Source organism: Mesorhizobium sp. M7A.F.Ca.MR.148.00.0.0, from assembly GCF_003997735.1.
GTDB lineage: Bacteria > Pseudomonadota > Alphaproteobacteria > Rhizobiales > Rhizobiaceae > Mesorhizobium.
This window is the reverse complement of the sequence record NZ_RZTB01000012.1, coordinates 1-23,915: the sequence shown is the minus strand read 5'-3', so window position 1 is coordinate 23,915 and position 23,915 is coordinate 1. Positions and strand designations below refer to the sequence as shown.

32 protein-coding genes and 2 pseudogenes are annotated in these 23,915 nt (G+C 61.8%); 9 read left to right on the top strand and 25 right to left on the bottom strand.

All coding sequences use genetic code 11. The annotated features are described in order from the left end of the window. Positions 1-106: 106 nt before the first annotated feature. Positions 107-1,195, bottom strand: coding sequence for a class I SAM-dependent methyltransferase (locus EOB49_RS06960; protein ID WP_127380565.1), 1,089 nt, complete (start codon positions 1,193-1,195; stop codon positions 107-109). Next, positions 1,192-2,046 (bottom strand): prolipoprotein diacylglyceryl transferase, encoded by an 855-nt coding sequence (lgt, locus tag EOB49_RS06955; protein WP_127326800.1) that lies wholly within the window; start codon positions 2,044-2,046, stop codon positions 1,192-1,194. The genes EOB49_RS06960 and lgt overlap by 4 nt, the downstream gene beginning before the upstream one ends. A gap of 168 nt (positions 2,047-2,214) precedes the next feature. Between lgt and EOB49_RS06950 the strand changes: the two genes are divergently transcribed. From EOB49_RS06950 to EOB49_RS06940, 3 genes are all read left to right on the top strand, one after another. Next, the gene (locus EOB49_RS06950; RefSeq protein ID WP_127380564.1) at positions 2,215-2,526 is read left to right on the top strand and encodes an accessory factor UbiK family protein; all 312 of its coding nucleotides are present in this window, start codon (positions 2,215-2,217) and stop codon (positions 2,524-2,526) included. Between the two features lie 339 nt (positions 2,527-2,865). After that, on the top strand, positions 2,866-3,366 hold the full coding sequence (locus EOB49_RS06945; protein WP_013893499.1) for a YbjN domain-containing protein: 501 nt from the start codon (positions 2,866-2,868) through the stop codon (positions 3,364-3,366). Between the two features lie 27 nt (positions 3,367-3,393). Further along, complete coding sequence (locus tag EOB49_RS06940; protein ID WP_127261686.1) at positions 3,394-3,753, top strand: tRNA-binding protein; 360 nt, start codon at positions 3,394-3,396, stop codon at positions 3,751-3,753. Here EOB49_RS06940 and EOB49_RS06935 read toward each other — a convergent pair. From EOB49_RS06935 to EOB49_RS06920, 4 genes are all read right to left on the bottom strand, one after another. Then, on the bottom strand, positions 3,750-4,772 hold the full coding sequence (locus EOB49_RS06935) for a glycosyltransferase family 1 protein (protein WP_127380563.1): 1,023 nt from the start codon (positions 4,770-4,772) through the stop codon (positions 3,750-3,752). The two genes, EOB49_RS06940 and EOB49_RS06935, sit on opposite strands and share 4 nt — an antisense overlap. A 220-nt stretch (positions 4,773-4,992) precedes the next feature. Next, positions 4,993-6,408: an ATP-binding protein gene (locus EOB49_RS06930; protein ID WP_127268417.1), complete on the bottom strand. Its 1,416-nt coding sequence runs from the start codon at positions 6,406-6,408 to the stop codon at positions 4,993-4,995. Between the two features lie 49 nt (positions 6,409-6,457). After that, positions 6,458-7,177 carry a response regulator transcription factor gene (locus EOB49_RS06925; protein ID WP_013530014.1) on the bottom strand — a complete coding sequence of 240 codons (720 nt, stop codon included), beginning with the start codon at positions 7,175-7,177 and terminating at the stop codon, positions 6,458-6,460. Then, complete coding sequence (locus EOB49_RS06920; protein WP_027039379.1) at positions 7,164-7,697, bottom strand: MarR family transcriptional regulator; 534 nt, start codon at positions 7,695-7,697, stop codon at positions 7,164-7,166. Before EOB49_RS06920 ends, EOB49_RS06925 begins: the two co-directional genes overlap by 14 nt. Positions 7,698-7,943: 246 nt before the next feature. Here EOB49_RS06920 and EOB49_RS06915 point away from each other — a divergent pair, with 246 nt between their 5' ends. From EOB49_RS06915 to EOB49_RS06905, 3 genes are all read left to right on the top strand, one after another. Then, positions 7,944-8,837, top strand: a complete 894-nt coding sequence (locus tag EOB49_RS06915; protein WP_127268418.1) for a branched-chain amino acid aminotransferase — start codon at positions 7,944-7,946, stop codon at positions 8,835-8,837. Positions 8,838-8,982: 145 nt separating this feature from the next. After that, positions 8,983-9,300: a hypothetical protein gene (locus EOB49_RS06910; protein ID WP_023809804.1), complete on the top strand. Its 318-nt coding sequence runs from the start codon at positions 8,983-8,985 to the stop codon at positions 9,298-9,300. A gap of 138 nt (positions 9,301-9,438) precedes the next feature. After that, positions 9,439-10,077, top strand: a complete 639-nt coding sequence (locus EOB49_RS06905; RefSeq protein WP_127268419.1) for an MBL fold metallo-hydrolase — start codon at positions 9,439-9,441, stop codon at positions 10,075-10,077. A gap of 226 nt (positions 10,078-10,303) precedes the next feature. Here the strand turns inward: EOB49_RS06905 and EOB49_RS06900 are convergent, their stop codons facing one another. The 3 genes from EOB49_RS06900 to EOB49_RS06890 form a co-directional block, all read right to left on the bottom strand. Beyond that, positions 10,304-10,735, bottom strand: a complete 432-nt coding sequence (locus EOB49_RS06900) for a BA14K family protein (RefSeq protein ID WP_127268420.1) — start codon at positions 10,733-10,735, stop codon at positions 10,304-10,306. A gap of 176 nt (positions 10,736-10,911) precedes the next feature. Beyond that, positions 10,912-11,124 (bottom strand): cold-shock protein, encoded by a 213-nt coding sequence (locus tag EOB49_RS06895; protein WP_013530020.1) that lies wholly within the window; start codon positions 11,122-11,124, stop codon positions 10,912-10,914. 318 nt (positions 11,125-11,442) lie between these two features. Further along, positions 11,443-11,655 carry a cold-shock protein gene (locus tag EOB49_RS06890; RefSeq protein ID WP_006202520.1) on the bottom strand — a complete coding sequence of 71 codons (213 nt, stop codon included), beginning with the start codon at positions 11,653-11,655 and terminating at the stop codon, positions 11,443-11,445. A 491-nt stretch (positions 11,656-12,146) separates the two neighbouring features. Between EOB49_RS06890 and EOB49_RS06885 the strand changes: the two genes are divergently transcribed. Next, positions 12,147-12,569 (top strand): Kazal-type serine protease inhibitor domain-containing protein, encoded by a 423-nt coding sequence (locus EOB49_RS06885; protein WP_127320974.1) that lies wholly within the window; start codon positions 12,147-12,149, stop codon positions 12,567-12,569. 31 nt (positions 12,570-12,600) lie between these two features. Here EOB49_RS06885 and EOB49_RS37425 read toward each other — a convergent pair whose 3' ends face one another. From EOB49_RS37425 to EOB49_RS36380, 8 genes and pseudogenes are all read right to left on the bottom strand, one after another. After that, on the bottom strand, positions 12,601-13,416 hold the full coding sequence (locus EOB49_RS37425) for an EAL domain-containing protein (RefSeq protein ID WP_245472565.1): 816 nt from the start codon (positions 13,414-13,416) through the stop codon (positions 12,601-12,603). 90 nt (positions 13,417-13,506) lie between these two features. Further along, positions 13,507-14,068 (bottom strand): annotated as a pseudogene (locus EOB49_RS37420) (CSS-motif domain-containing protein); the annotation flags it as partial. A gap of 221 nt (positions 14,069-14,289) precedes the next feature. Next, positions 14,290-14,508, bottom strand: a complete 219-nt coding sequence (locus tag EOB49_RS06875; protein WP_127380562.1) for a hypothetical protein — start codon at positions 14,506-14,508, stop codon at positions 14,290-14,292. Between the two features lie 91 nt (positions 14,509-14,599). Next, on the bottom strand, positions 14,600-14,737 hold the full coding sequence (locus EOB49_RS36385; protein ID WP_164482279.1) for a hypothetical protein: 138 nt from the start codon (positions 14,735-14,737) through the stop codon (positions 14,600-14,602). Between the two features lie 39 nt (positions 14,738-14,776). Continuing rightward, positions 14,777-15,058: a hypothetical protein gene (locus EOB49_RS06870; RefSeq protein ID WP_127380561.1), complete on the bottom strand. Its 282-nt coding sequence runs from the start codon at positions 15,056-15,058 to the stop codon at positions 14,777-14,779. Continuing rightward, positions 15,055-15,324: a hypothetical protein gene (locus EOB49_RS06865; protein ID WP_023809798.1), complete on the bottom strand. Its 270-nt coding sequence runs from the start codon at positions 15,322-15,324 to the stop codon at positions 15,055-15,057. The genes EOB49_RS06870 and EOB49_RS06865 overlap by 4 nt, the downstream gene beginning before the upstream one ends. A 144-nt stretch (positions 15,325-15,468) precedes the next feature. Then, positions 15,469-15,669: a cold shock domain-containing protein gene (locus EOB49_RS06860; RefSeq protein WP_127380560.1), complete on the bottom strand. Its 201-nt coding sequence runs from the start codon at positions 15,667-15,669 to the stop codon at positions 15,469-15,471. A 219-nt stretch (positions 15,670-15,888) separates the two neighbouring features. After that, entirely contained in the window at positions 15,889-16,140 is a 252-nt protein-coding gene (locus EOB49_RS36380; protein ID WP_164781608.1) for a hypothetical protein, read from the bottom strand. 252 nt (positions 16,141-16,392) lie between these two features. Between EOB49_RS36380 and EOB49_RS06850 the strand changes: the two genes are divergently transcribed. Beyond that, positions 16,393-18,015 carry a sulfotransferase gene (locus EOB49_RS06850; RefSeq protein ID WP_245472562.1) on the top strand — a complete coding sequence of 541 codons (1,623 nt, stop codon included), beginning with the start codon at positions 16,393-16,395 and terminating at the stop codon, positions 18,013-18,015. Positions 18,016-18,158: 143 nt separating this feature from the next. On the opposite strand, the gene EOB49_RS06845 is transcribed toward EOB49_RS06850, so the two are convergent. Together EOB49_RS06845 and EOB49_RS06840 are read right to left on the bottom strand one after the other, a co-directional pair. Next, entirely contained in the window at positions 18,159-18,512 is a 354-nt protein-coding gene (locus EOB49_RS06845; RefSeq protein ID WP_023809794.1) for a DUF1428 family protein, read from the bottom strand. A gap of 75 nt (positions 18,513-18,587) precedes the next feature. Beyond that, positions 18,588-19,016, bottom strand: coding sequence for a glyoxalase/bleomycin resistance/extradiol dioxygenase family protein (locus EOB49_RS06840; protein ID WP_127380604.1), 429 nt, complete (start codon positions 19,014-19,016; stop codon positions 18,588-18,590). A 238-nt stretch (positions 19,017-19,254) separates the two neighbouring features. Here EOB49_RS06840 and EOB49_RS06835 point away from each other — a divergent pair, with 238 nt between their 5' ends. Beyond that, positions 19,255-19,869: a glutathione S-transferase family protein gene (locus tag EOB49_RS06835; RefSeq protein WP_127380558.1), complete on the top strand. Its 615-nt coding sequence runs from the start codon at positions 19,255-19,257 to the stop codon at positions 19,867-19,869. 16 nt (positions 19,870-19,885) lie between these two features. Here the strand turns inward: EOB49_RS06835 and EOB49_RS06830 are convergent, their stop codons facing one another. From EOB49_RS06830 to EOB49_RS36375, 6 genes and pseudogenes are all read right to left on the bottom strand, one after another. Next, positions 19,886-20,044 (bottom strand): hypothetical protein, encoded by a 159-nt coding sequence (locus tag EOB49_RS06830; RefSeq protein ID WP_127268662.1) that lies wholly within the window; start codon positions 20,042-20,044, stop codon positions 19,886-19,888. A gap of 132 nt (positions 20,045-20,176) precedes the next feature. Then, positions 20,177-20,482 (bottom strand): annotated as a pseudogene (locus EOB49_RS06825) (HigA family addiction module antitoxin); the annotation flags it as partial. Positions 20,483-20,509: 27 nt separating this feature from the next. Then, positions 20,510-20,788, bottom strand: coding sequence for a type II toxin-antitoxin system RelE/ParE family toxin (locus EOB49_RS06820; RefSeq protein WP_023809788.1), 279 nt, complete (start codon positions 20,786-20,788; stop codon positions 20,510-20,512). A gap of 79 nt (positions 20,789-20,867) precedes the next feature. Then, positions 20,868-22,394 (bottom strand): ABC-F family ATP-binding cassette domain-containing protein, encoded by a 1,527-nt coding sequence (locus EOB49_RS06815; protein ID WP_127380557.1) that lies wholly within the window; start codon positions 22,392-22,394, stop codon positions 20,868-20,870. A gap of 300 nt (positions 22,395-22,694) precedes the next feature. Next, positions 22,695-23,234 (bottom strand): hypothetical protein, encoded by a 540-nt coding sequence (locus EOB49_RS06810; protein ID WP_127380556.1) that lies wholly within the window; start codon positions 23,232-23,234, stop codon positions 22,695-22,697. Between the two features lie 254 nt (positions 23,235-23,488). Then, positions 23,489-23,689 carry a hypothetical protein gene (locus EOB49_RS36375; protein WP_164781607.1) on the bottom strand — a complete coding sequence of 67 codons (201 nt, stop codon included), beginning with the start codon at positions 23,687-23,689 and terminating at the stop codon, positions 23,489-23,491. Positions 23,690-23,915: the final 226 nt, after the last annotated feature.

Below are 23,915 nucleotides of genomic sequence, written 5' to 3'. Positions count from 1 at the left end.
CGGGCGTTGTTGTCCGTGTGGGCGGTTTCGTCAAGAAGAAGGTGCTTGGTCGAGAACAGGCGCTGCAAAGCGCGGACGAGAGATTGGGAGGGGCGGCGGTAAAAAGTCAATCCGCCCCGGCGAAGGGCCGAACCGCCACGCCGCGAGGCAGTACCGCAAGCACCTTGAACAGCTCGCCCATGGCTTGCGGCCCTGCGAGGCGCTCGACGTCGCCGGCGATCCTTTCGCGCGCCGCCTGGCCGGCATCGGCGCCAAGCCGGCCGGCGCGCTCGAGGATGCCCATGCCGAGCAGGAAGTCGCCCTGTGTCGTCAGATGGGCTTCGAGGCCATGTGCACGCACGATCGCGGCCAGGGCGGCGAAATCGACATGGGAGGTGAGGTCGGCCTCACCGGGATTGGCCAGCACATCTTCGTGATCGTGGCTGCGCAAGGCCTGCAGCGTGTCCCCGACACCCGGCTGGAGATGGCCATAGTCGAGAAACAGGCCAGCGCCGCCATGCCTGGATATGCGCTCGGCGATCGTTGCCATGAGCGCGGTCCGGGCAGGCGCCACTTCGGCGATCGAACCTTGCGGCGCTTGGGTGGCATCGGCGGGCAGCAGCGTCGGGTCGACCGAGCCGGCGCCGGCGAAGAAGCAAAGGTCGTTGGTCTCGTCGAGGCCGACCACGCGCTCGCGCCAGCCGGCGCCGGCGCGGAGGAACTGGCGGATGGGCACGGCGTCGAACAGTTCGTTGCCGACGATGAACAGCGGTTGCTGCGGCAAGGTCTCGATGGTTTCATGCCAGCCAACCGCGAAGGGTGTGGCGCCAAGCGTCTGCTTTTGCACCTCGGTCAGGCGCGGGCTGGTCTCGATCATGGCGAAGGTGGCGCCGCTGGCCAGATCAGGATCGAGCCGCGACAGCGTACGCAGCATGTCCTTCATCAGCGTGCCGCGGCCGGGGCCGATCTCGGCGATGGTGGCCGGCAGCGGCCGGCCGCTCGCCTGCCACGCCTGGTACATCCACACGGCGACCAATTCGCCGAACATTTGGCTGATCTCCGGCGCGGTGATGAAGTCGCCGGCCGCACCAAAAGGCTCGCGCGTCGTGTAGTAGCCGTCCGCCGGGTCGAACAGGCACAGCGCCATATATTCGTTGATCGGTATCGGCCCCAGGGCCTCGATCAGGTCGACGATGCGGGTCTTCAGCCGTGTCATGCCGGCTGCGGCTGCGTCACCGGCTTGGCGGTCAGCATCGCCCAGATGCCGGCCAGCACCATCGGCGTCGACAGGATCATGCCCATGGTCAGCCAGTTGGTGCCGAGGAGATAGCCGAGCTGCTGGTCGGGCTCGCGGAAGAACTCGACGAAGATGCGCGACAGGCCGTAGCCGCAGATGAAGGCGCCGCCGACGAAGCGCGGCGTCGTCAGCTTGAGGCGCGAATGGGTGAGAATGCGCAGCACGAGGAACAGCACCACGCCTTCGAGAAGCGCCTCGTAGAGCTGGCTCGGGTGACGGGCAAACGGCCCGCCATTGGGGAATTCGAAAGCCCAGGGCACGTCGGTTGGGCGCCCCCACAGCTCGGAGTTGATGAAGTTGGCGACGCGCACCAGGCCAAGGCCGACCGGCACGCCGGCCGCCACGACGTCAAACAGCGACCAGGTGCGGATGCCGCGCTTGATGGAAAACAGCGTCATGGCGAGGATGACGCCAAGCAGGCCGCCATGGAACGACATACCGCCTTGCCAGACCGCCAAGATATCGAGCGGGTGGGCGATGTAGCGTGGCAGATCATAGAACAGCACATAGCCGGTGCGGCCGCCGAGCACGACGCCGATGGCCGCCCAGACGATGAAGTCGTCGAGATCCTCCGGCTTCATCGGCAGGACGCCGTTCGGCCACAGCCTGGCATTGCTGGCAAGCCGCTTGGCATACCACCAGGCGAACAGGATACCGACGATATAGCCGACGCCATACCAGTGCACCGCCAGCGGCCCGATCTGGATGAGGATCGGGTTGATGTTGGGGAAGGGCAAGGAGGCCAGCGGCAGCAGGAAATATTCGTTCAACGGGGAACTCTCATTGCGAAACGCGTTTGCGCGCGGACCATGCGGCAGGGTTTTGGCAGGGTCAAGGCAAGGTGGGCGCCCTCGACTTGATGCCGCAGCGCGGCGCAACATGCTTGCATTCGACGCGCAGCGCCACTACGTCAATTTGTGCAAGCGCGAGGATTTGCCATGTCGACCGGACCGAACCGCATTCTCGATGAATTCGCCAAGCTGATGACCGACGCCGCCGGCGCCGCCCAGGGCGTGCGCCGGGAGGTGGAGACGGCCTTCAAGGGGCAGGCCGAACGCATTCTCAACACCATGGACGTGGTGCAGCGCGAAGAGTTCGAAGCCGCGCGCGAGATGGCCGCCAAGGCGCGGGAAGAAAACACTCGCCTTGCCGCCCGCATCGAGGCGCTCGAGGCGAAGCTTGCCGAACTGGCCGGCGACGCCACACCAGCGACGGCGGCCAAGCCGCGCACAAAAAAAAATAATCGTTAAACTTTTCCACATAGCCCGATCCTGAAAAGCGCTTTGCCGTGAATCGCTTAACGGCATTGCATGAATCTTTGTGACAGCGGCTTTCCACATGCGAATGACGCAGTGCGAAAAATTGGGCTGTTCACGCGACTCCCGATCAATAGACTGAATTTGTTGCATGATTCGGAGCAGGGTCATGCGACCGGGCGGTGGGGTCCGGTCTGGGGTCTTTGCGTCGAGAAGGTAGTCTTTTGCGCGAAGAAAGTCCTGGCCGTCCGAGTTCTAGACAAGATTGTTCGTTGTGTGTGCCCTCCCGCGGAGCGTGTGGCGGCGCTCGTACAGAACGACAGGAAGCATTCCATGGAACTTCTCGAACTCGAATTCTCCCGCGAAATCCATCCGGTGGATGTTATCGAGCAGGTGGCCCACAACAACGACTGGTCCTTTGAGCGGGCCGGCGACGACGAGATTTCGATCTCGGTTGCCGGAAGCTGGACCGACTATCACGTCTCCTTCTCGTGGATGGAGGATTTCGAGGCGCTGCACCTGGCCTGCGCCTTCGACATCAAGGTGCCGGAGACCCGCGCGCTGGAAGTGATGCGGCTCTTGTCGCTGATCAACGAGCAGATGCTGTTTGGCCATTTCGACCTCTGGGAGCAGGAGGGCGCGATCATGTTCCGCCAGTCGCTGCTGCTGGCCGGCGGGGTCGAGCCGTCGAGCCAGCAGGTCGAGGTGTTGCTGTCGTCGGCGCTGGAAGCCTGCGAATGCTATTTCCAGGCGTTCCAGTTCGTCGTCTGGTCGGGAACCTCGGCCAAGGACGCCCTGGCCGGCGTGCTGTTCGAGACCTACGGCAACGCCTGAGTCCCCGCAAGGCAGACAAGAACCAAGATGAGTTCGAACAGCGAGCGCAAGCCCGAGATCAGTTTTGCCGATTTCGATCGTGTCGACATCCGCGCCGGCACGATCGTCGAGGCCGAGCCGTTTCCCGAGGCGCGCAAGCCCGCATTCAAGCTGAAGATCGATTTCGGCGCCGGCATCGGCATCAAGAAATCGTCGGCGCAGATCACCAAATATTATACACCGGAGACGCTGATCGGCCGACAGGTGTTCGCGGTGGTCAATTTCCCGCCGCGCCAGATCGGTCCATTCATGTCGGAAGTGCTGACGCTCGGCTTTCCCGACGAAGAGGGCGCGGTGGTGCTCGGCGCGATCGAGCGCAAGGTGCCGGATGGCGGCAGGTTGTTTTAGGCCGCCAGCTTGCGCGTCGTTCCCAGCGCTTCCTCGACCGTGTCGAGGAACATCTCTGCACAAGCCTTCCAGCTGTAGCGCATGGCGCGTTCGCGTGCTTCGGCACGGTCTACATTGAGCGCGGCAAGCGAGGCCTCGCGCAGATCGTTGGAGACCGCGCCGCCACAGCCGTCGCCGACAATGTCGATCGGCCCGGTCACCGGATAGGCGGCAACCGGCGTGCCGCTGGCCAATGCCTCGATGATGACGTTGCCGAACGTGTCGGTGCGGCTCGGGAAGACGAAGACATCAGCCGAGGCATAGATCTCGGCCAGTTCATCGTTGGGGCGATGGCCGAGGAAATGCGCTTGCGGATATTTTGCCTTCAGCCTGGCAAGCTCGGGGCCTTCGCCGACGATCACCTTGCTGCCCGGCAGGTCGAGGTCGAGGAAGGCGGAGAGGTTCTTTTCGATGGCGACCCGGCCGACGCAGAGGAAGACAGGACCGGGAAAGCCGAGATCCTTCTTCTTGTCGGGCCGGAAATGGTCGGTGTCGACGCCGCGCGTCCACGGCCGCAGCTTGGTGAAGCCGCGCGCCGAGAGGTCGTCGGCGAGCGACTGGGTGGCGACCAGCGTGCCTTGGCCGGAATTGTGGAAATCGCGCAGCCAGCGATAGGCCCAGCTTTCCGGCACCGGCAGCCGTGCGCTGAGATATTCGGGGAAGCGCGTGTGATAGCTGGTGGTGAACGGCCGGCCGGCATTGCGGCAATAGCGCCGCGCCATGATGCCGAGCGGTCCTTCGGTGACGATGTGGATGTGGTCGGCCTTGCCTGCGTCGATCAGGCGCGCGACATGGCCGGGCGTGGTCAGCGCCAGCCTGATGTCGGGATATGTCGGCAAGGGCAGGGTGCGAAAGATGTTCGGCGTCAGGAAATCCACGGCGACATCGAAAGATTTCAGCGTCTCGGTGAGCCGCTCCAGCGTGTGGACAACGCCGTTAACCTGCGGCCGCCAGGCATCGGTGACCATCAATATGCGCATGGCGGCCCTTTGCAGGAAAGGTCGACGGTTGCCTTGAGACGATGCCGGAACGGCGACCAGCCCGCTGCTCTCGCTTCGCTCCAGCGCACCCGGACGGGCACGGGGTCGAAGTGAGGCGGCAAGGCCGAATCAATTGAGGTCGCGCGCTTCATGCGCGTTCTTGATCATGGTTTCATGACGGGCGGATGAAGCCGGTTTCCACTTTTCGGTATCGTGCCGGTTATGCGGGAACCTTGATGATAGCGCGCAGTCCGCCGAGCGGGCTGTCTTCAAGGGTGATGTCGCCGCCATGGGAACGGGCGATGTCGCGGGCGATCGACAGGCCGAGCCCGGTGCCGCTGGCATCGAGGTTGCGGGCCTCGTCGAGCCGCACGAAGGGTTTGAACACGTCTTCGCGTCGGTCGGCGGGGATGCCCGGACCATCGTCGTCGATGGTGACCAGCAGCGAGCCGCGGCCATGGGTGGCGTTGACCTCCACCGTCTTGGCATAGCGGAAGGCGTTGCCGATGACGTTGGACATCAATCGGGCAAAGGCGTTCGGCCGCACATGCACATCGGGGTCTCCGGCAAGCGTCGTCGACAGCTTGCGCTTGCGCAGCCTAGCTTCCTCGCCGAGCTTTTCGAAATAGGCCTCGAGATCGAACCGTCCGGCGTCTTCCGAAGCCTCGCCGCGGGCAAAGGCGAGATAGCCTTCGAGCATCGACTGCATGTCGTCGATGTCCTGGTCGAGCGCGGCCTTGGTCTCGGCCTTGCCGCCGGAAAGCGCCAACTGCAGCTTGAAGCGGGTGAGGATGGTTCGCAGGTCATGGCTGACACCGGTCAGCATGGCGGTGCGCTGCTCGATCTGGCGCTCGATGCGCTCGCGCATCTGCATGAAGGCAAAGCCGGCGCGGCGAACCTCCTCGGCGCCGCGCGGCCGGAAGTCACGCGGCATCGGCCGGCCCTTGCCGAAGCTTTCGGCGGCTTCGGCAAGCATCAGGATCGGCCGGATCTGGTTGCGCAGGAAGGGAATGGCGATCATCAGGAGCACCAGCGAGGTGCCGACCATCCAGATCAGGAAGATGTGGGTGTTGGAGGCATAGGCCTGGCTGCGGCGCACGAAGACGCGCAGCACCTTGCCCTCGAGCTGCACGCGCACCTCGACGATGTTGGAGTTGCCGACCGTGTCGATCCAGAACGGGCGGTTAATCTGGCGGGTGATCTCCGACGAGAGAACATCATCCAAAATCGAGAAAAACGGTTTTGGGCCAGGCGCGGGCAGCGGGTCGGGCGGCAAGAGGTCGACCTTCAACTGCATGCGGTCCTGGGCGATGCGTATGATGTTGGTGTAGTCGGCATCGCGCGGATAGGTTTCGATCAGGTCGATGATGGCGGCGATGTCGCGCACGGTGGCCTGCGACAGGCGCTGCGTCACGGTTGCCCAATGACGTTCCATGAAGACGAAGGCGACGACCGATTGCAGCAGGATCATCGGCGCGATGACTATGATCAGCGAGCGAGCATAGAGCCGCTTGGGCATATACAGCGAGACGAGGCGCCAGAAGCGGTTCCAGGCGCGCGGCACCGCCTTCAGCGTCCGCGCGGCGCGTACGCTCAAGCCGCCATTGCCCGGCTGTTCCAGTTCCGTGGTTGCCATTCGCTCATTTCGCTTGCCCGCAGCCGCTCAGCAGGCCGCAGGCGGCATTCTATTCCACGCTGAGCCGATACCCAATACCGCGCACGGTCTGCAGCCAGACCGGGTTGGACGGATCGCGCTCGATCTTGCGGCGCAGCCGGTTGATCTGGACGTCGATGGTGCGCTCGCCGACCTCCGAATCGTCACCGACAAGCTCGTGGCGGGGTATCGTCTCGCCGGCCCTTGCCGCGAAGATCGCCAGGATCTCCTGCTCGCGATCGGTCAGCTTCAGCGCCTCGCCGCCACGCTTCAACTCGCGCCGGGCGATCTGGAAGGTGTAGGGGCCGAAGACCAACTGCTCGACCTTGGGCGTGGTCGCCGGGCCACCACGGCGAAGGATGTTGTTGATGCGCAGGATCAGCTCGCGCGGATCGAACGGCTTCGGCAGGTAGTCGTCGGCGCCGGCCTCAAGCCCTGAGATGCGGCTGTCGGTCTCCGACAGGGCCGTCAGCATCAGGATCGGTACGTTCTTTTCGGCTCGCAGCGACTTGGTCAGGTCGACGCCCGTTTCACCGGGCATCATGACGTCCAGCACCAGAAGGTCGAAGTCGAGGCCGGCAAGCTTGCGCCTGGCTTCGCCGGCATTGCCGGCGACGGTGACGCGAAAGCCGTTTTCGGTCAGATACTGCTTGAGAAGATTGCGGATGCGGGTGTCGTCGTCGACGACAAGCAGATGCGGCGCGTCGTCGTCCGGCGCGGCCGCGTGATCGACCCGTTCAGTGCTCTCCATGGCTTTTCCCTGACATTTTTGCGGACCCAACGTCGATCTGCGCCCTCAGTTCCGGATTGACCATCGCTTCGAGGAACCGTTCCACCAAGGTCCGTTCGGTTACTCCGGAATCCCCCAATGCAGCATGGATGCGGCGCGACTGTGGCCGCGCCAGCGCCAGCGCCAGCGCACGGCCTTTGGCGGTCGGATAAAGTTCGCGCTGTCGGCGGTCGCGCGGACCTTGCAACTGCACGACATGGTCGGTGTCGATCAACTGCTTGAGCACACGGGCCAAGCTCTGTTTGGTGATCTTCAGCACGTCGAGCAGTTCGGCTACCGTCAGGCCCGGCCTGCGGTTGACGAAATGCAGCACCCGGTGGTGGGCCCGGCCAAAGCCGTAGTCGGCCAGGATCTGGTCCGGATCGGAGGTGAAGTCACGATAGGCAAAGAAGAGCAGCTCGATAATGGCGAAGTCGATGCCGTCCTCGACCGACATCGCGGTCCTGATCGGTTTTCCTGCGGCTGGGCTTCGATCCGTCATTATTTCTCCGTGGGAAAGAGAGATTATGTCAGTACTATTGACGTAATTTCCCTGCAATGGTAATTTTTGACAAGCTTTTGGGCGGATTGCGAACGAAAAGGCAAGGGAAGCCGGTTTTTCCGGAATTTCCTAAGTTTGCCAGAGCGCAATTATCCGCCTACGCTCCACCATAAAAGCCGCTTTGGGCGGCCGACACGAAACACACAACGATACAACTATCCGGGCTGCCGCCCGTGGGAGGTTACCATGGCATCCGTTCCCTTCGATCAACTCGATGGCTCCATCTGGATGAACGGCGAATTCGTCCAATGGGGTGACGCCAAGATCCATGTGCTGACGCACGGGCTGCATTACGCCAGCGCCGTTTTCGAGGGAGAGCGCGCCTATGGCGGCGAGATCTTCAAGCTCAACGAACACACCGAGCGCCTGCATGAATCGGCACGCCTGCTCGGTTTCAATATCCCCTATACGGTGGCCGAGCTCAACGACGCCTCATCCACGCTTCTCAAGAAGCAGGGTTTCCAGGACGCCTATGTCCGGCCGATTGCCTGGCGCGGCAGTGAGCAGATGGGCGTCTCGGCGCAGAACAACCGCATCAACTGTGCCATCGCCATCTGGCAATGGCCGAGCTATTTCGATCCTGCACAGAAGCTGAAAGGCATCCGTCTCGATGTGGCGGAATGGCGACGGCCCGACCCGCGCACCGCGCCTTCCAGGTCGAAGGCCGCCGGCCTCTACATGATCTGCACCATGTCCAAGCACGCCGCCGAGGCCAAGGGCTATGCCGACGCCATGATGCTCGACTGGCGTGGCCAGGTCGCCGAAGCGACCGGAGCCAACATCTTCTTCGTCAAGGAGGGCAAGATCCACACACCAAAGCCCGACTGCTTCCTCGACGGCATCACCCGCCGCACGGTCATTGGGCTGGCCAAGGATCGCGGCCTGGAGGTGATTGAACGCGCCATCCTGCCGGAAGAGCTGGAAAGCTTCGAGCAGTGCTTCCTGACCGGGACGGCGGCGGAAGTGACGCCGGTTTCCGAGATCGGGCCTTACCGATTCGAGGTCGGCGAAATAGCCAAGAATCTTATGAATGACTATTCTGCGGCCGTTCAGCCCAAGCACGCGATCGCCGCAGAATAACGAAAGTCACAGCTTTTTTAGGAAGTAGGGGCGGTTTTCGGGCCGCCCCTTTTATTTCAGCGTTTCTGCATTTGACTTTCGTCCAATTCGGCGTCTCATGATGGTGTCGGCCCGGGAGGCTGACAGCTATGGAGGGACTAATCATATGGACATGAACACGCTTCTTCCGATCATCATACAGGTGATTACTGGCGTCATCGGTGGTCAGGCGGTCGGTGCGGCGCTCAAGACGGCGGCGATGGGTCAGCTTCCCAAAATCCTGGGCGGAGCCATTGGCGGCGTCGGCGGTGCGGCGATCCTCGGCAGCCTGCTGGGTGGCGGTGCGGTCGATCCGGCGGCTGCGGCAGCAGCAACGAGCGGTCTCGGCAGCGCGCTGAACCTGCAGAACATCGTCGGCGGCGCCGGCGGCGGCGCGATCCTGACCGCCATTCTCGGCGCGGTCATGGGCGCCATGAAGAAGTAGGCGGGCCGTTTCGGTCTTTTCAAATGGGCGGCTTCGGCCGCCCATTTCCGTTTTCGGAGCTACCGATTGTTCGTCTTTCGAGGGTGGACGCCCTTTGTCCGCGCCTCTACATCACCCGTGAACATCGAAAGGACGATCATGGGTCAGCTCAATGCCGGCATCGTGCCGGTCACACCGTTCCAGCAGAATTGCACCATCCTGTTCGACATGGATGACAAGCATGGCGTCGTCGTCGATCCTGGCGGCGATATCGACAAGGTGCTGGCGGTGCTGAAGGACAATGCGATCTCAGCCGGGGCGATCTGGATAACGCATGGCCACATCGACCATGCCGGCGGCGCAATGGAGTTGAAGGAGGCGCTCGGCGTCGAGATCATCGGTCCGCATGAGGCCGACAAGTCGCTGCTCGACAATCTGGAAAACCAGGGCAAGCGCTACGGCATCGCCGGAGCGCGCAACTGCGTGCCCGACCGGTTCCTGTCCGAAGGCGAGACCGTGTCGTTCGGCGGCCATGTGTTCGAGGTGCTGCACTGCCCCGGCCATGCACCAGGTCACGTCGTCTATTACAACCGCGCGGCCAAGTTCGCCCATGTCGGCGACGTGCTGTTCCGCGGCTCGGTCGGCCGCACCGACCTGCCGGGTGGCGACCATGCGGCACTGATCGCTTCGATCAAGGACAAACTCCTGCCGCTCGGCGACGACATCGGCTTCATCTGCGGCCACGGTCCCGGCGGACGTTTTGGCGAGGAGAGGCGGACCAATCCTTTTCTCGTTTAGAGCAATTCACCATTTCACGGAAACGGCGGGGCTGCTCTGACCCTTTGTTCTGACTCAATTCCCAAGGGAAAACGCTTTGCGCTTTTCCCGGGAAAACGTTTCACACTTTTCCTGGAATTGCTGTAGGGCGTGCCGATATTCGCCTGCCCCAATCCTGTGATGCTCCAAACAAAAAAGCGCTGGCCTTGCGGTCAGCGCTTTTCTGTTGGGGCAGGGAAGCCCTGGTTTAGTTCGCCGTGCAGAAATGCTGTTCGCCGTCATTGCCGGTGAACGTGCCGGTGCGGGAATTGAAGGTGCGGTAGCGGTCCGAGCAGTATTCGTACCAATCACGCGTCCACGGCTCGGCATAACGATCAGCGTAGACCACCCGCGGCTCCGCATAGTAGCGGCGGACCGGGGCCGGGCGCACCACCACGTCACGATCGTAGTAACCGTCATCGTAGTAGCGGTCAGCGTCGGGCGGCGGGCGGTCATTGGCCAATGCGCCGCCGATCAGCGCACCGGCCGCGAGGCCGAGCACGCCGGCGGCAATGGCATCGCCGTTGCCATGATGGCCATGATGACGGCGCCAATCACGTGCGTTGGCGGCGGGCAAGGCCGAAAGCGTGGTGGCGACCACGGCAGCGGCCAGGACGGCGGTCTTGAAAATTCGGTTCATCTCGGTCTCCTTCGTGCCGGCCCGTGTAGTTTCGGGGATGCGGTCCGGCTTTACCAAAGACTAATATGCAACCGTGGCTGAACGGGGGCTGAACGGATTTCGACGAACTTATTCAAAACAGGCGTCAAAGGTCACACGCCCTCCAGGGAGCGAAAACCATCGCCGGTCCAGCCGGCTCAGCCGACCGACAGGTTGACGGCCTTGGGTCCCTTGCCGCGCTTGTCCGGCTCGGTGTCGAACGACACTTTCTGGCCATCCTCCAGGCCGGGAAGGCCGGACGCCTGCACGGCTGAAATATGGACGAAAACATCCTTCGCGCCATCATCGGGCGTGATGAAGCCGAAGCCCTTGGCATGGTTGAAGAATTTGACGGTGCCGGTCTGCGGCATGGGAAGCTCCTTTGTCCCATAAACTCCAGTCTCGGGCCGGCAAATGCCCGAGTGGAAATTTGTCCTTTATTTTAGCGTCATCGGCAAGAGAAAGTTTTGCGGGCGTCTAAAGCACGTTGCGGCACGCTTTGGGTCTTTGTTTTATGCAAGTCGTTGCCCAGAACCTGGCGGCTTGGGCGACATCACCGGCCCGCGCCTTCGATAAGGAAAAGGCGCGACGAAGATCGCCGCGCCTTTCAAATTCAGATCCCTCTCCAGGCCAGGTGCAGGCATGGAGCCTCCGTCGCACGTCCGAGTGACATGCGGCGCGCCGATGGCTCAGGCTGCGCGGAGGTTGACGGCCTTGGGGCCCTTGCCCATGCGGTCCGGCTCGACGTCGAAGGTGACCTTCTGGCCGTCGACGAGCGTGCGCAAGCCGGAGGCTTCGATCGCGGAGATATGGACGAACACATCCTTGGCGCCACCATCGGGCGTGATGAAACCGAAGCCTTTGGTCGCGTTGAAGAATTTAACGGTGCCGGTCTGGGCCATTGGGGAAACTCCTTCACCCGTTCAGTCTTTGGTGGTCCCGCCCGCCGCCTGGCGCAAAGGGCAGTTCCCGGTGGTTGCTTCGGCAGTCATGCATTGGCGCATGGTCAAACCCCCCGCCGAAAACGGGGCCGTCAGAGATTCACAGTATCGGGGAAAGGTCGTCCAAAACGTTCCGCTCTCCGGGTCGCAAATGCCCGAACACGGAATTTATCGCACGGAAACGTGATGGTTGCAAGATACCGCCGCGGGCCGCCGTACTGGCGCATCCCGACGCATCAATCGACTGACCTGAGCATCGATGGGCTCGGCATAGGCTTGCTTGCCGGCCGGGTCATCGGCCAGAGCCGGGCCACGAATGGGCCAGACATCGCGGCGCGCGGACCTCCCTTTCGGTCCAGGCGCCGTTGTCGGTTGCCGAGCTCAAACGGGGGTTGCATTTGGCAAGGGAATGGCGAGGATCGGTAACCGGGGACCGATCGTGGGAGATCATCATGAAATTTCTGGCGGCAATCTTTTCGCGGCAGGGTTTTGTCATCTTGTTGCTGTCGGCAATTCTTGCCGCCTGCACCGTTGTCGTCGATGAGGGACCAGGGCCACGCCCGCGTCCGCCACGGCCCGAGCCGCAATATTGCAGCAAGCAGTACGAGCCGGTCTGTGCCCGGCGCGGCGGCGACCGCCAGACCTTCGCCAATTCCTGTCTCGCCGACCGGGCTGGCTACCGCATCGTGCGCGACGGTCCGTGCCGCGACAGCGGCGGTGGCGGTGGCGGTGGCGGTGGCGGGGAAGAGCAGACGTTCTGCACCCGCGAATATGCTCCGGTCTGCGGCCGCCGGCATGGCGAGATGCGCACCTTCCCCAATTCCTGCGAAGCCCGCGCCGCGGACTATCGCGTCGTTGGCGACGGGCCGTGCTGAGAACGCTGCGCCTTGTTGAGGACGACAGGCGTCAAGCCGTCGGCTTCACCTGGCGACAGTAGGCGATGAACTCGGACGCAGGCATGGGTCTGGCGAAAAGCCAGCCCTGGCCGTAGTCGACGTCGCGCTCGGCGAGATAGTCAGCCTGCGCCTGCGTCTCCACGCCTTCGGCAACGATCTTCAGCTTCAGTGTCTTGGCCATGTCGATGATATGCGGGGTGACGGAACTGGTGGCGGAATTCGTGCTGATCGTATCGATGAACGATTTGTCGATCTTGAGCGCATCGAGCGGCAGCCCCTCGAGATAGGACAGGCTGGAATAGCCGGTGCCGAAGTCGTCGATTGCCACTGCGTGCCCCAGTTCGCGGGCACGAATGAGCGTCGAACGCGCCGAGTTGATATCGACGAAACCTCGCTCCGTGGCCTCGAGCCAGATTTGCTGGGGCCGGATTCCGGTGTGCTGCAACGCCTTTTCGATAATAGGCAGGACCCGCGCGGTGCCGACATCGGTTGCGCTGAGATTGATGGCGATGTGAAGCGAGCGATCGGCGACCAGGAGCCTGTTCAGGTCGAACACAACCATCGCAATGACCTGATCGGTGATCGCCGTGATCAGGCCGCTCTCTTCCGCCAGCGGAATGAAAAGATCGGGCCGGACCAGGGAGCCATTCGGCCGCTTCCAGCGCACCAGCGCTTCCGCGCCGATGCAATTGCCGGTCCTGAGCTCGACGATCGGCTGATAGTGGACGATGAATTCGTGCTTGCGCACGGCGATCTGCAATTCTCCCAAGGGCGAAAGCCGCCTTCGTGACAGCCACACAACCACGCCGATGATGAAGGCAGCCATGAAGGCACCGAGCGGGAGCAGCATGAATTGCTGCTTGCGAACGCTGCCCAGGATCTGGCTTGTCGGTTCGGTGGCGACAGCAATCCAGTCCGTCCCGCGCGCCGTGGCAAACAAGAGATCGTCATCGATGCCTTCGCCGGGACCGGCGATGATCTTCTCGATACGAGCAGGATTCGGGCCGTTCAATGCGCCAAGCAGGATGCCCGTTTGCGTCGTCAAGGCGAGCTGGACACCAGGATCGACGATGACGTCGACAAAGCGTACCGGATCGACAAGGACGTTGTGATCCCTGTATCGCAGCGCCATCAGAAAATGGTCATCGCTCATCACCGGCTGCATGCGGGCGGTCCCTGGTGGTGAAGTCAGGGGTGGATTGCGCAACGCACCCTTCGGTTGGTCCCCAGGAAGAGCATTTGAGCAGGCCGTTTTCGAAATAGCCCATTTCTTCGATCGGGCGCGTGTTGATGGTGAGTTGCCGCATACGGGCTATATGGTCCGCCGAACAGCGGATGCCGGTGAACTGGTCGATCTGCCGCAAGGCGGCGGTCGCATCGTTGAGCGAGATGTCGGCCCTAGCGATGGCGCGGCTGGCGAACAGCTGCAGCCGCCCATGTTCCTTTTGGACGGCCTGAATCCAAGCGAGATGAAACATAGCCGCTATCGGCACGATGGCGCCCAGCATGGCCAACACCACCGCCGTCACGATGATGCGCGACCTGTCCATGCGCCTCCTGCTTTCGAGTATGAGCGGCGATCGTGGGTGGTCGCCCGCAACGTCTCGGCCACCAATCGCGGCAGCGGCCCGGTTCAGGCGGATATTAGGGCCTCGATCTTACGTGAACTTTAATGGAGTCGTGGGGCAGCACCGCTGCTCTAAACCGGATAGGCGCCGTCGGCCGGGCCGGCATAGAGCTCGCTGCCACTGTCGTCGCATGTGCGCAGGCGATCGGGGATTTGCGGCATCGCCAGCGTGTGGAACAGCGCGGTGGCGTCCTGCAGCGCGGCGCGCAGGTTCGGCGCCTCCAGCGATACCTTGTCGAGAGTGGCTTCGTCGGCGTCGCGCAACCGGTAGAACTCGATGACGAAATTCAAGCGCGCCTCCGTGGCAGAGCATTGCGCAGGCCTGTCCAGTCACCTCACAGAGGACGACGGAAAGGGCGCACGAGGCGCGCCCTCCAGTTTGTCAGCCTTTCGACTTCGGCTTCAAGCTGCTCTCCGCCTGCTTGACCGACGAACCGAACGGGGAGGCGGGCTTTGCCACGACCTTGTCCTTCTTCGGCTTGCGTGTCTCGCGGTTGCTACGCTGTTGACCTTTGGACATGTCGTGCTCCTGCTTCAGTGTTGGCTTGGCGGTGGGGTCTCAGACGAGCGGGTTGCTGGCAGCAACAGGGTTGTCGGCAACAACCGGATCTGCCGGTTCGAGATTGTCTTCGGTGGTGACCCGCTCATAGGTCTCCTGCTCGCTGCGGATGCGGTATTGCGGCGAACCATCCTTGACCGGCAGCCTGCTCTTGATCTGGAACAGTTCGGCGGTCTTCTGGACGAGGCCGGTGCGGCTCTTCATGCGCACGGTCTGACCGATTGCAAACTGGTGCGCGGGCGTGTCGGTGCGCGGGCGCGCATTCTGCTGGAAACGGATCATGCTGCATTCTCCCTGTCGCGCTTCAGCGCTGTTTCGAGTTCGAGGTAATCGATGGCGACAAGCTGGCTGGTGGGCGGGTTTTTCGCTGCCCTTGCCGGCAGATGGATGAAAGTGGCGACGCGGCGCCAGGCAAGCCGCGACATGCCCTCGATCAGCTCTTCGTCGTGGTCGATGTCGTAGTCGCCGGCCGGCAGCTGCCCTTCAAGTCCGCCGAGCACGAAAGGTGCGGTGAAGTGCGCGATGGAGTGGGTGGTGCGGTCCGGCATTGTCTTACCTATGCAAAGCAGCGGTCCTGAAAACAAAAAAGCAGGGACGAGCCCCGCTTTCCTATTTCCGGCAGTCGCTGGAAATAAGCCTCTTTCGAGAGCTGCCAGTACATCCGTGGTCAGCGTTCATCGAATTCGGCCGGATCAGATCAATTGCAAATTGGCGGCCGACTCGCGGCCCTTGGTGTCACGCTCCAACTCGAACTGCAGCTTCTGGCCTTCGGCGAGGCCGGGGAAGCCGGCGCGCTCCAGTGCGCTGACATGGACAAAGACGTCCTTGCCGCCATCGGTCGGCTGAATGAAGTCGGTCCGGCCATTGTAGAACTTCACGGTTCCGGTGTTCATGTCGGTCTTTCGAAGAATGAGAATGGTCGCGCGGAGCGAACATGCCGCGCGCCCGGTATCGATGATTTGGAATGAGATTGGCGGGTCGAGAACCTCTGACGCCGCGAGATGCCAATTCTGGCCCAAAGCGATCCTGTACAGATAGGCCTTTGTTGTAATTTAATCAAGGCGTTTTAAAATAAAATTGGGCTTCATTCAAAAAATTGCGCGCTGTAACTATCAGAAAAATGATGATACAAATTCATAAAATTCAAAAACTGTTTGAAGCTTAGCGGGAATAATTCTCCCGGTATTTTCATTTTTCTTGTGATTTGAAGAAGGAGACCTCGAGATGTCCGTAAAGACGCCAACAGGCACCCCCGTAACGATCACGCCGGTCGCAAAGCCGGTAATGGCAAAGCCGATGGTTGTCCTGTCGCCGCGGCTGACTGTCAGAAGTGACGAGGCGGCAAAGCGAAGGATCGCCGACACCGATGGAACGGTTCGGCGTGCCAGGCAGGTTGCCGAGACCAATCGCCTGATTTGATCTTTCCGCACGACGAAAGGACGAGACAGCAAGCGAAGCCTTGAACCTGGCGCGCCAATGGCCTAGATCGCCACAGGCGGATAAAACACGGCAGGTTTCCCATCAACAGAGATCAAAGACGAGCGGCGGGTGCGGGAGCCAGGTCTGGCGCAGGCGGACAGCCGCCGCTGGGCCTCGACCAGTATGTGCAGCAGGCGTTGCAACTGCATCAGGCGGGGCGCCGGCAAGAGGCTGAGACGATCTACCGGCAGGTGCTGGCGCGTCAGCCCAAGCATGCGGCCGCGGCGCATTTCCTGGGACTGCTGCTGCACCAGACCAGGCGCAGCGAAGAAGGGCTGGATCTCATCGAACGGTCGGTGAGCCTGCAGCCGACGAATCCCGATTTCCTCAACAATTTCGGTACGGTGATGCGCGACCTCGGCCGCCCTGCTGCGGCCATCGATTTCTTCCGCGGTGCGGTGGATCTGCGGCCGGACCAGCTCGCGGCGCGCGACAATCTCGGCTCATCGCTGAAGCAGGTCGGCCAGTTCGAAGAGGCCGAAGAGATTTATCGCGGCACGGTTGCACGCAACCCATTTCACGTGCGCGCCCGCATCGGGCTTGCCGAAACCCTGCAGGAAGCAGGGCGGCTGGATGAGGCGCTCGCCGTCTTCCGCGAAGCGCTGGCGATACGCCCCAAGGATGCCGACCTGCTGCACGGGCTCGGCGTCGGGCTGATGGAAAAGGGCAAGCTCGACGAGGCGGCCGACCTGTTCCGGCAGGCGTTGGCGATCAACCCCGCCATGGCCACAGCCTGGCTGATGCTGACGCAGGTCAAGCGCCAGAAGGAGCGCGACAGCGAGCTTGGGGGCATGGAAGCCCAGCATGCCAAGGCGCCGCAGGACAGCCTGGCACGCATGCAGCTGTCCTTCGGACTCGGCAAGGCGAATGACGATCTCAGGGATTATGGCCGGGCCTTCGACTATTTCGCCGAAGGCAATGCGATCCGCCGCAAAGGCATCAACTACGACCAGGCCAGGACGCGGGCCGAGTTCGAGGCGATGAAGGCCACCTTCGATGCCGGCTTCTTCGAGAAGCACAGGCCCAGCTCAATCAGCGACGACACGCCGATCTTCATTGTCGGCATGCCGCGTTCGGGCACGACGCTGGTCGAGCAGATCATAGCCAGCCATCCGCAGGTCTACGGCGCAGGCGAGCTCAGCATCTTGAAGAAGGCGGTCGGCAAGCAGTTCCCGGCGACCATGCCGGGTGGCTTCCCATGGGGCGTATCGGATATGGGCGATGCGGATTTTGCCGAGGCAGGCCAAGCCTATCTCGACATGCTGCATGCCCGCTATCCGAACATGCGTCACGTCACCGACAAAATGCCAGGCAACTTCCTGCTTGTCGGCTTCATCCACATGATGATGCCGAAGGCCAGGATCATCCACTGCGCGCGCGATGCGGCGGCCACCTGCCTGTCGATCTACAAGGTGCATTTCCGCGGCGACAGCCATCGCTATGGCTACGATCTCGGCGAACTCGCCGACTTCCACAATCTCTACACCGACATCATGAAACATTGGCACACGGTGCTGCCGGGCGTCGTGCATGATGTACGCTACGAGGATTTTGTCGCCGACCAGGAAGGACAGACGCGGGCATTGATCGCTCATCTCGGCCTGCCCTGGGACGACGCGGCTCTATCGTTCCACGAGACCGACCGACCGGTTCGCACGGCTTCAGCCGCACAGGTGCGCCAGCCGATGTATCAAGGGTCGGTCGATCTGTGGAAGCGCTATGGAGACCGGCTGAAGCCGCTGCTCGACAAGCTGGATTAGCGCAACGCTATCTAGCTGATCGTGGCCTTAGCGATGGCCTAAGCACCCGCGTCGTCATCCTAGGGTCTTCGCGACGGAGCTTCGCTCCTGCTTCGCCTAGGATGACGAAGCTGAGAGGCTTCTTCTAATCTGCTACCGGCTGCTCAAAGCTCAATGAATGGCTTGAAGCCACCGAAGATCATGCGCTTGCCGTCGAACGGCATGTCCGCCCAATCGGCCTTCAAGCGGGGATCTGCCATCACCTTGGCCATGACGGCATCGCGGCTCTCCCGCGACTCATAGACGGCCCAGGCGAAGACGACGATCTCGTCGTCCTTGGCCTGCACGGCACGCGGGAAGGACGTGACCTCGCCATAGGGCACGTCGTCGCCGATGCATTCGACATAGGCGAGCGCGCCATGTTCCCTCCAGATAGGCCCTGCGAGGTTGGCCAGCTTCTTGTAGTCATCGAGTTTTGCCTTGGATACGGCAAGTACGAAACCATCGACATAGGACATTTTGGATCTCCTCCTGGAAGTTCACAGGGCCTCACCGGCGCCGGCCGGTGAGGGGCTCGGGCCATCGGCGGCAGATCAGGCTTTCTTCACCGGCGCGTTCATCGCCCATTCGACCCCGAACGGGTCGCGCATATTGCCCCACTGATCGCCCCAGAACATGACTTGGAGCGGCACGGCGACTTCGCAGCCGGCATCGACGGCGCGCTTCCACCAGGCTTCGATGTCGTCGCTGCCGAGGTGAAGCTGCATGGTGTAACCCTGCGGCTTGATGGCGGGCATTCCGTTTTCCGGATAGAAATCGGAGAGCATGAGGGTCGAGCCATTGATGTGGAGGTGAATGTGCATGGTGCGGCCTTTTTCGTCCGCCGGGTAGGCAAAGACCTGCTCCGCGCCGAAGGCCTTCTTGTAGAATTCGGCAGCCTTTAAGGCGCCATCCAGCTGCAGATAAGGGGTCAATCCGCCGAGCACTTTGGCCGCGGGCTGAACGGGGGTCTGATCAGTCATTTGTTGTTCCTCTTTGCGTTTGGCCTTGCGAGCCATAGGACGGATCGGACGGCGGCGATCCTACATGGCGGCGAAATTTTTTTGGCGGTCGGCCCTTGATAATCCCGGACAGCCGCGGGCTCGAGCGAGAGGCGTGAAACGAACTTGCGTCGTCGGCCCCCAATCAGAGCGCAATTCTCTCGGCTCGCAGGCTAGAACAGATGGATCACGCGAACGCCTCTTCAACCCCGGGACGACAATGATCCTCTACTATCAGACCCACTCACCCTTCGCGCGCAAGGCGCTCGTCTTTGCCCATGAGGCCGGCATTGCCGATCGGCTGGAGGTCATTCATCACGAGACCAGTCCGACCCTGCGCAACGCCGATGTCTACGCCGAAAATCCGCTTGGCAAGGTGCCGGTGCTGTTGCGGCCAAATGCGTCGCCGATCTTCGATTCCGATGTCATCTGCGCCTATCTCGACACACTGCATGACGGCCGCAAGCTGCTGCCGCAGGACGGCGAGGCGCGCTGGCAGGCGTTGCGGCTTCAGTCGGTCGCCCAGGGCCTCGCGCAGACAGGCATCGCTTTGCGCTGGGAGACGGAAAGGAGACCCGAAAAGCTGCGCTATGGTGCTCTCGCCGACGGATACCGGGAAAAGATCGAGGCGAGCTACGACTGGATCGAAAGCACGCTGGACGACGAGGCACCGCTCCATGTCGGCCACATCGCCTTGGCCACCACGCTGTCCTGGATGGCGTTCCGCCACCTGCCGCCTTTTCGCTCGCGGGCGCGGCTGACGCACTGGTTCGAGGCTTTCGAAAAACGCGTATCGATGCAGGCGACACCGCTTTCAGGTGATACGCATGACTGACTGGCGCCTCGCGAGGTCAGGGGCGGCGGCCGTTCTGCGCGTCGAAGACGTCCGGAAAGCCGATATCCTTGCGCAGCGAGGCCGGCAGCGAAAGCAGGATGCGCTCGCTGCGGTGACGAGCGCGCGCTGCCGCATACCGGGTTGCGACGCGACCGATGGATGAAAGAACCGACATGATAATTCTCCCTGGGTTGGCGCCGGCATCATCGTGTCGGCATCCCAAGGACGCGACGGGCTGAGGCTATCCGACAGACCGTCGAGATTTTTTTATCGCGGCGTCTGATGGTCTGTCCGAATGCTGCCGTGCGGACCTCCTGAGCGTAGGGATCGCTGAAACATCAACTTCACGCTCTGCGTGCCAAGCATCGAAAGCCGCTTGCATTCGAAGCCAGATCGCGGCGCCGTCGCCGAACAGCTTCCCGAGGCGAGCGGCCACAGCCGGCGAAACCGGCTTCTTTTCGCGGATGATGTCATAGAGCTGCTGCCGGGAGATCCCGAGCAGATTTGCAATTTCCACCTTGGTCTTTCCAGTTGCAGGGATAATGTCCTCAAGCAGCGCTCCCGGGTGGGAGGGACAACGCTCAATAGGACGCGTGGGCTCGTGCACGGTCATAAGTCGAACTTCTCCAGTCTGGCCGCCTCAGTGATATTGCTCGAAATCGACGCGGGCAGCGTCCTTGCCGTCGAACTCGAATGTGATGCACCACGGACCGTTGACGTGGACCGTGTAGCGGATTGGATCGAAGCCTTTCAGCGGGTGGAAATCGAAGCCGGGAAGGTTCATTTCCTCCGGCTTCTCCGAAGCTTCCAGGCGGTCAAGCCGGACAAGAATGCGCTTGTGCATCTTGGCGTCGATCTTGCCGGTCTTTCCAGTTTGAAAGAGGTCCGACAGCGCCTTGTTCTTGAAGGACTTGATCATCGATATATGTAAACAGATTGCTTACAAAAAACAAGGTCTGTAAGCAAATAATTTACATGCCAGTCGACCTCCGTTGGCCTCATCCTGCCGTTTCGGCCACTGAGCGGAAGAACTCCTCGGGGTCCTCGACTTCGGTCAGCTTTCGTTTGTCGATCAGCCAGAAGCGGTTGCCGATGGCGCGGATGAAGGAGCGGTCGTGCGAGGCGAGCAAGCAGCTTGCCTGATGTGCCAGCAGTTCCGCTTCCAGTGCTTCCTGGCCGTCGATGTCGAGATGGTTGGTCGGCTCGTCGAGCAGATAGAAGTTGGGATCGGCGAGCCTGAGCGCCAGCATCATCAGACGCGCCTTCTGGCCACCGGACAGCACGCCGATCTTTTTCTCCTGCATCTCGATGACCACGCCAGCACCGGCCAGCAACGACCGTGCGCGCTGCTCGCCGACATCGTAGCGCCGCGAGACCATCGCCAGCGGCGTGTCGTCGCCGCTGATGCCCGACAGCGCCTGGTCGCTGTAGCCGAGCACCGTCGACGGCGTCACCTTCACATTCCGCACCGTGTCCGGTTCGACAATGGCATTGCGGATCAGGGTGACGAAGCGCGACTTGCCGACGCCGTTGCGGCCTAGCAGCACGATGCGGTCGCCCTGGCAAATGTGGCGCTTGCCGGTCCGAAACAGCAGCGTGCCATCGGGTGTTTCGACAGCCGCGTCATCGAGCGTGATCAGCACTTTGGCGTGGGTGCCGCGATTGGCCAGTTTTATGGCACCCGCCGACTTCTCGCGATGCGCCGGGTTCGCCGCTTCCTCCAGTTTTTCGGCCCGCTGGCTGAGTTGCCTGGTCTTGACCGTCAGCAGGTCGCTGCCTGAATTGATGCCGATGTTGTTGAGCTTGGCCGCCTGCCGGCGCAATTGCTGCGCCACCTTCATGTCGCGCTGGAACTTGCGCTCGGTCGAGGCGTCGACCTCGTCGAGCGCCCGCCTGGCGCGGGAATAGGGCAAGGCAAACACAGGCGACTGTTCAGGGCGCAGGAACAGCGTCCGGTTGGTGGTGGCGTCGAGGAAGGCCCGGTCGTGACTAGCGATGACGACCGGCACCTCGCGCGGCAGCGTGTTCAGCCAGGTTTCGAGCTGGCTGATGCGGGCCAGATCGAGATGGTTGGTTGGTTCGTCGAGCAGCAGCACGTCCGGATCGGTGACCCAGACGCGGGCGATCAGCGCCAGCCTCTGCCAGCCACCGCTCAGCGCCTGCATTTGCCGCTCGCGCATAGGCTCCGGCACATCGAGCGAATCGAGAACCACGTCGACACGCCACATCTCGCTGTCGGCCTGCTCGGCCGGCAAGGCATCCGCCACCACCTGGTGGAACGTCCGGCTGAGGAGGGCCGGGGCAACCGACTGTTCGACATGACCGACGCGTAGGCCGCGCGTGCGGGTGATGTCACCGGAGGTCGGCTCCATCTCGCCGGTCAGGCATTTCAGCAAGGTCGACTTGCCGCGACCATTGGCGGCGACAATGCCGAGCCGGTCGCCGGAGCCGATGGTGAGGTCGAGATTGGCAAACAGCGGCGCACTCATGGTGACGCCGAGGGATTTGAGGCTGATCAGGGCCATTTTGATTTCTCTGGTCTTGCCGGAGACATCTCCGGTCCACTTTGACGGTGCGCGTGCTGGCCATCAGGCTCGGCGTTGCAACACCACGAAGGGCAGACCAAAAAATCGAAGCGGGAAAAACCCGGACCGTCCCTGGTCAGCCCTGCAAGCAAGCTCGCAGGGCAGAAATCGGGCCACGCTGACGATGGTGACGATGAAACGTAAACACGTGAGCCCTCCTTTCAAGACAAGACGTTGAGTGTGCGCAGCGATTACACCAAGGGCGGGGCGGATGGCAAGTAGATGCTCTGCGGGCAGGCCTTAATCTTGCGGGCGGATTACCCAGTCACCCTTAGTTCGCTGGATTTCCTGCGGTGTCAGGAAGTGAAACTCCATCAGGATCGGTTCTTCCGGTCCCTTGAAGAAATGAAGCTCGGCGTGGGGGAGCACGAGCCGGCGGACAGTTTCAGATACGCTTTCCACCTTATATTCCTCGGCTTGCAGTCCTAGACCTGCGAGGAGCGTCCTGGCGGCCGAAATCGTCATTGCCGGGCCAAAGCCATCGAGATCGATTTGGCTGTTGCCGCTCCATTTCAAAGGCAAAGGCTTGGGGACATCAGGCATGTGCCAAAGTTTGATGCTGATGCGATGGACGCGTGCTCGATTGCGCCTGGTCAAAATGTCGATTTCCAGATCGCCATAACCTAGAAGAAAGCCGCACGGCTGATCCTGATAGACATATAGCCATTTAGGAAAGCCAAGATGTTTCTGGACCCGACCGAGATCAGCTCCGGCCCGCAAAGGCGTGTCCTTGCTGCCTAAGATCAGGGGGAGGATATGGAGTTTGCCTCGCTGTCGCATCGATCAAACCTTGGTTGGCTGGATATCCCGTCGCGGGAGCATATTCCGCCTGCCCTGACCATTGTGCTACCCAGCTGATTGGGCCCAGCGGATTAATTGAGCTTCACAGGTCAATGGGCCGGATCAGACAGGTCTCAAGTAACCGCCGCTCAGTCCATATTCTTTATTGAGATCGAGTAGGAAATGCCCGAACACCGCGCTTGTGCCGAGATCGATGACGATCACGAGAAGGGCGTTGAACCTGCCGGTGCCAATCAAAACTTGATCGAACCGATTTTGGGCATCTCGGTATAATGGACGTCGTTCAAATAGGGCACGCCGACTTCGTCCAGATTTAACGCGTCGACATAGGGCCATATGTCTACGACAGCATTCGCCGTCGCGGTGATATTCGTCATCAGCTCGGCAAAGCAAGCCTTGAACTCTTCTTCATCAAGTCTGCGAACGACGACCATCACCTATTCTAAGCGGCGACATCTGAAATCCGCAACCAATCGCAGACTCGAAGCTGCAGCTTCCTACTTCCCCGGCCGTCCCGTCTTGCCCGGCCGGCGTTTTTCACGGCGGGCGTCGCCTAGGTCTTCGTAAGAACCGATGCCGGCGCGCTGACGAACAACTGGTTTGGCGGAATCGTCGCGTTCCTTCGCGTCCCCCTCTGCCCTGCCGGGCATCTCCCCCACT

What these genes read in the sequence shown, in the direction of transcription:
- EOB49_RS06960 (WP_127380565.1), bottom strand. Translation starts at nt 1,195, where the DNA reads ATGACACGGCTGAAGACCCGCATCGTCGACCTGATCGAGGCCCTGGGG.
- EOB49_RS06950 (WP_127380564.1), top strand. Translation starts at nt 2,215, where the DNA reads ATGTCGACCGGACCGAACCGCATTCTCGATGAATTCGCCAAGCTGATG.
- EOB49_RS06945 (WP_013893499.1), top strand. Translation starts at nt 2,866, where the DNA reads ATGGAACTTCTCGAACTCGAATTCTCCCGCGAAATCCATCCGGTGGAT.
- EOB49_RS06940 (WP_127261686.1), top strand. Translation starts at nt 3,394, where the DNA reads ATGAGTTCGAACAGCGAGCGCAAGCCCGAGATCAGTTTTGCCGATTTC.
- EOB49_RS06935 (WP_127380563.1), bottom strand. Translation starts at nt 4,772, where the DNA reads ATGCGCATATTGATGGTCACCGATGCCTGGCGGCCGCAGGTTAACGGC.
- EOB49_RS06930 (WP_127268417.1), bottom strand. Translation starts at nt 6,408, where the DNA reads ATGGCAACCACGGAACTGGAACAGCCGGGCAATGGCGGCTTGAGCGTA.
- EOB49_RS06925 (WP_013530014.1), bottom strand. Translation starts at nt 7,177, where the DNA reads ATGGAGAGCACTGAACGGGTCGATCACGCGGCCGCGCCGGACGACGAC.
- EOB49_RS06920 (WP_027039379.1), bottom strand. Translation starts at nt 7,697, where the DNA reads ATGACGGATCGAAGCCCAGCCGCAGGAAAACCGATCAGGACCGCGATG.
- EOB49_RS06915 (WP_127268418.1), top strand. Translation starts at nt 7,944, where the DNA reads ATGGCATCCGTTCCCTTCGATCAACTCGATGGCTCCATCTGGATGAAC.
- EOB49_RS06910 (WP_023809804.1), top strand. Translation starts at nt 8,983, where the DNA reads ATGGACATGAACACGCTTCTTCCGATCATCATACAGGTGATTACTGGC.
- EOB49_RS06905 (WP_127268419.1), top strand. Translation starts at nt 9,439, where the DNA reads ATGGGTCAGCTCAATGCCGGCATCGTGCCGGTCACACCGTTCCAGCAG.
- EOB49_RS06900 (WP_127268420.1), bottom strand. Translation starts at nt 10,735, where the DNA reads ATGAACCGAATTTTCAAGACCGCCGTCCTGGCCGCTGCCGTGGTCGCC.
- EOB49_RS06895 (WP_013530020.1), bottom strand. Translation starts at nt 11,124, where the DNA reads ATGCCGCAGACCGGCACCGTCAAATTCTTCAACCATGCCAAGGGCTTC.
- EOB49_RS06890 (WP_006202520.1), bottom strand. Translation starts at nt 11,655, where the DNA reads ATGGCCCAGACCGGCACCGTTAAATTCTTCAACGCGACCAAAGGCTTC.
- EOB49_RS06885 (WP_127320974.1), top strand. Translation starts at nt 12,147, where the DNA reads ATGAAATTTCTGGCGGCAATCTTTTCGCGGCAGGGTTTTGTCATCTTG.
- EOB49_RS37425 (WP_245472565.1), bottom strand. Translation starts at nt 13,416, where the DNA reads ATGGCTGCCTTCATCATCGGCGTGGTTGTGTGGCTGTCACGAAGGCGG.
- EOB49_RS36385 (WP_164482279.1), bottom strand. Translation starts at nt 14,737, where the DNA reads ATGTCCAAAGGTCAACAGCGTAGCAACCGCGAGACACGCAAGCCGAAG.
- EOB49_RS06870 (WP_127380561.1), bottom strand. Translation starts at nt 15,058, where the DNA reads ATGATCCGTTTCCAGCAGAATGCGCGCCCGCGCACCGACACGCCCGCG.
- EOB49_RS06865 (WP_023809798.1), bottom strand. Translation starts at nt 15,324, where the DNA reads ATGCCGGACCGCACCACCCACTCCATCGCGCACTTCACCGCACCTTTC.
- EOB49_RS06860 (WP_127380560.1), bottom strand. Translation starts at nt 15,669, where the DNA reads ATGAACACCGGAACCGTGAAGTTCTACAATGGCCGGACCGACTTCATT.
- EOB49_RS06845 (WP_023809794.1), bottom strand. Translation starts at nt 18,512, where the DNA reads ATGTCCTATGTCGATGGTTTCGTACTTGCCGTATCCAAGGCAAAACTC.
- EOB49_RS06840 (WP_127380604.1), bottom strand. Translation starts at nt 19,016, where the DNA reads ATGACTGATCAGACCCCCGTTCAGCCCGCGGCCAAAGTGCTCGGCGGA.
- EOB49_RS06835 (WP_127380558.1), top strand. Translation starts at nt 19,255, where the DNA reads ATGATCCTCTACTATCAGACCCACTCACCCTTCGCGCGCAAGGCGCTC.
- EOB49_RS06830 (WP_127268662.1), bottom strand. Translation starts at nt 20,044, where the DNA reads ATGTCGGTTCTTTCATCCATCGGTCGCGTCGCAACCCGGTATGCGGCA.
- EOB49_RS06820 (WP_023809788.1), bottom strand. Translation starts at nt 20,788, where the DNA reads ATGATCAAGTCCTTCAAGAACAAGGCGCTGTCGGACCTCTTTCAAACT.
- EOB49_RS06815 (WP_127380557.1), bottom strand. Translation starts at nt 22,394, where the DNA reads ATGGCCCTGATCAGCCTCAAATCCCTCGGCGTCACCATGAGTGCGCCG.
- EOB49_RS06810 (WP_127380556.1), bottom strand. Translation starts at nt 23,234, where the DNA reads ATGCGACAGCGAGGCAAACTCCATATCCTCCCCCTGATCTTAGGCAGC.
- EOB49_RS36375 (WP_164781607.1), bottom strand. Translation starts at nt 23,689, where the DNA reads ATGGTCGTCGTTCGCAGACTTGATGAAGAAGAGTTCAAGGCTTGCTTT.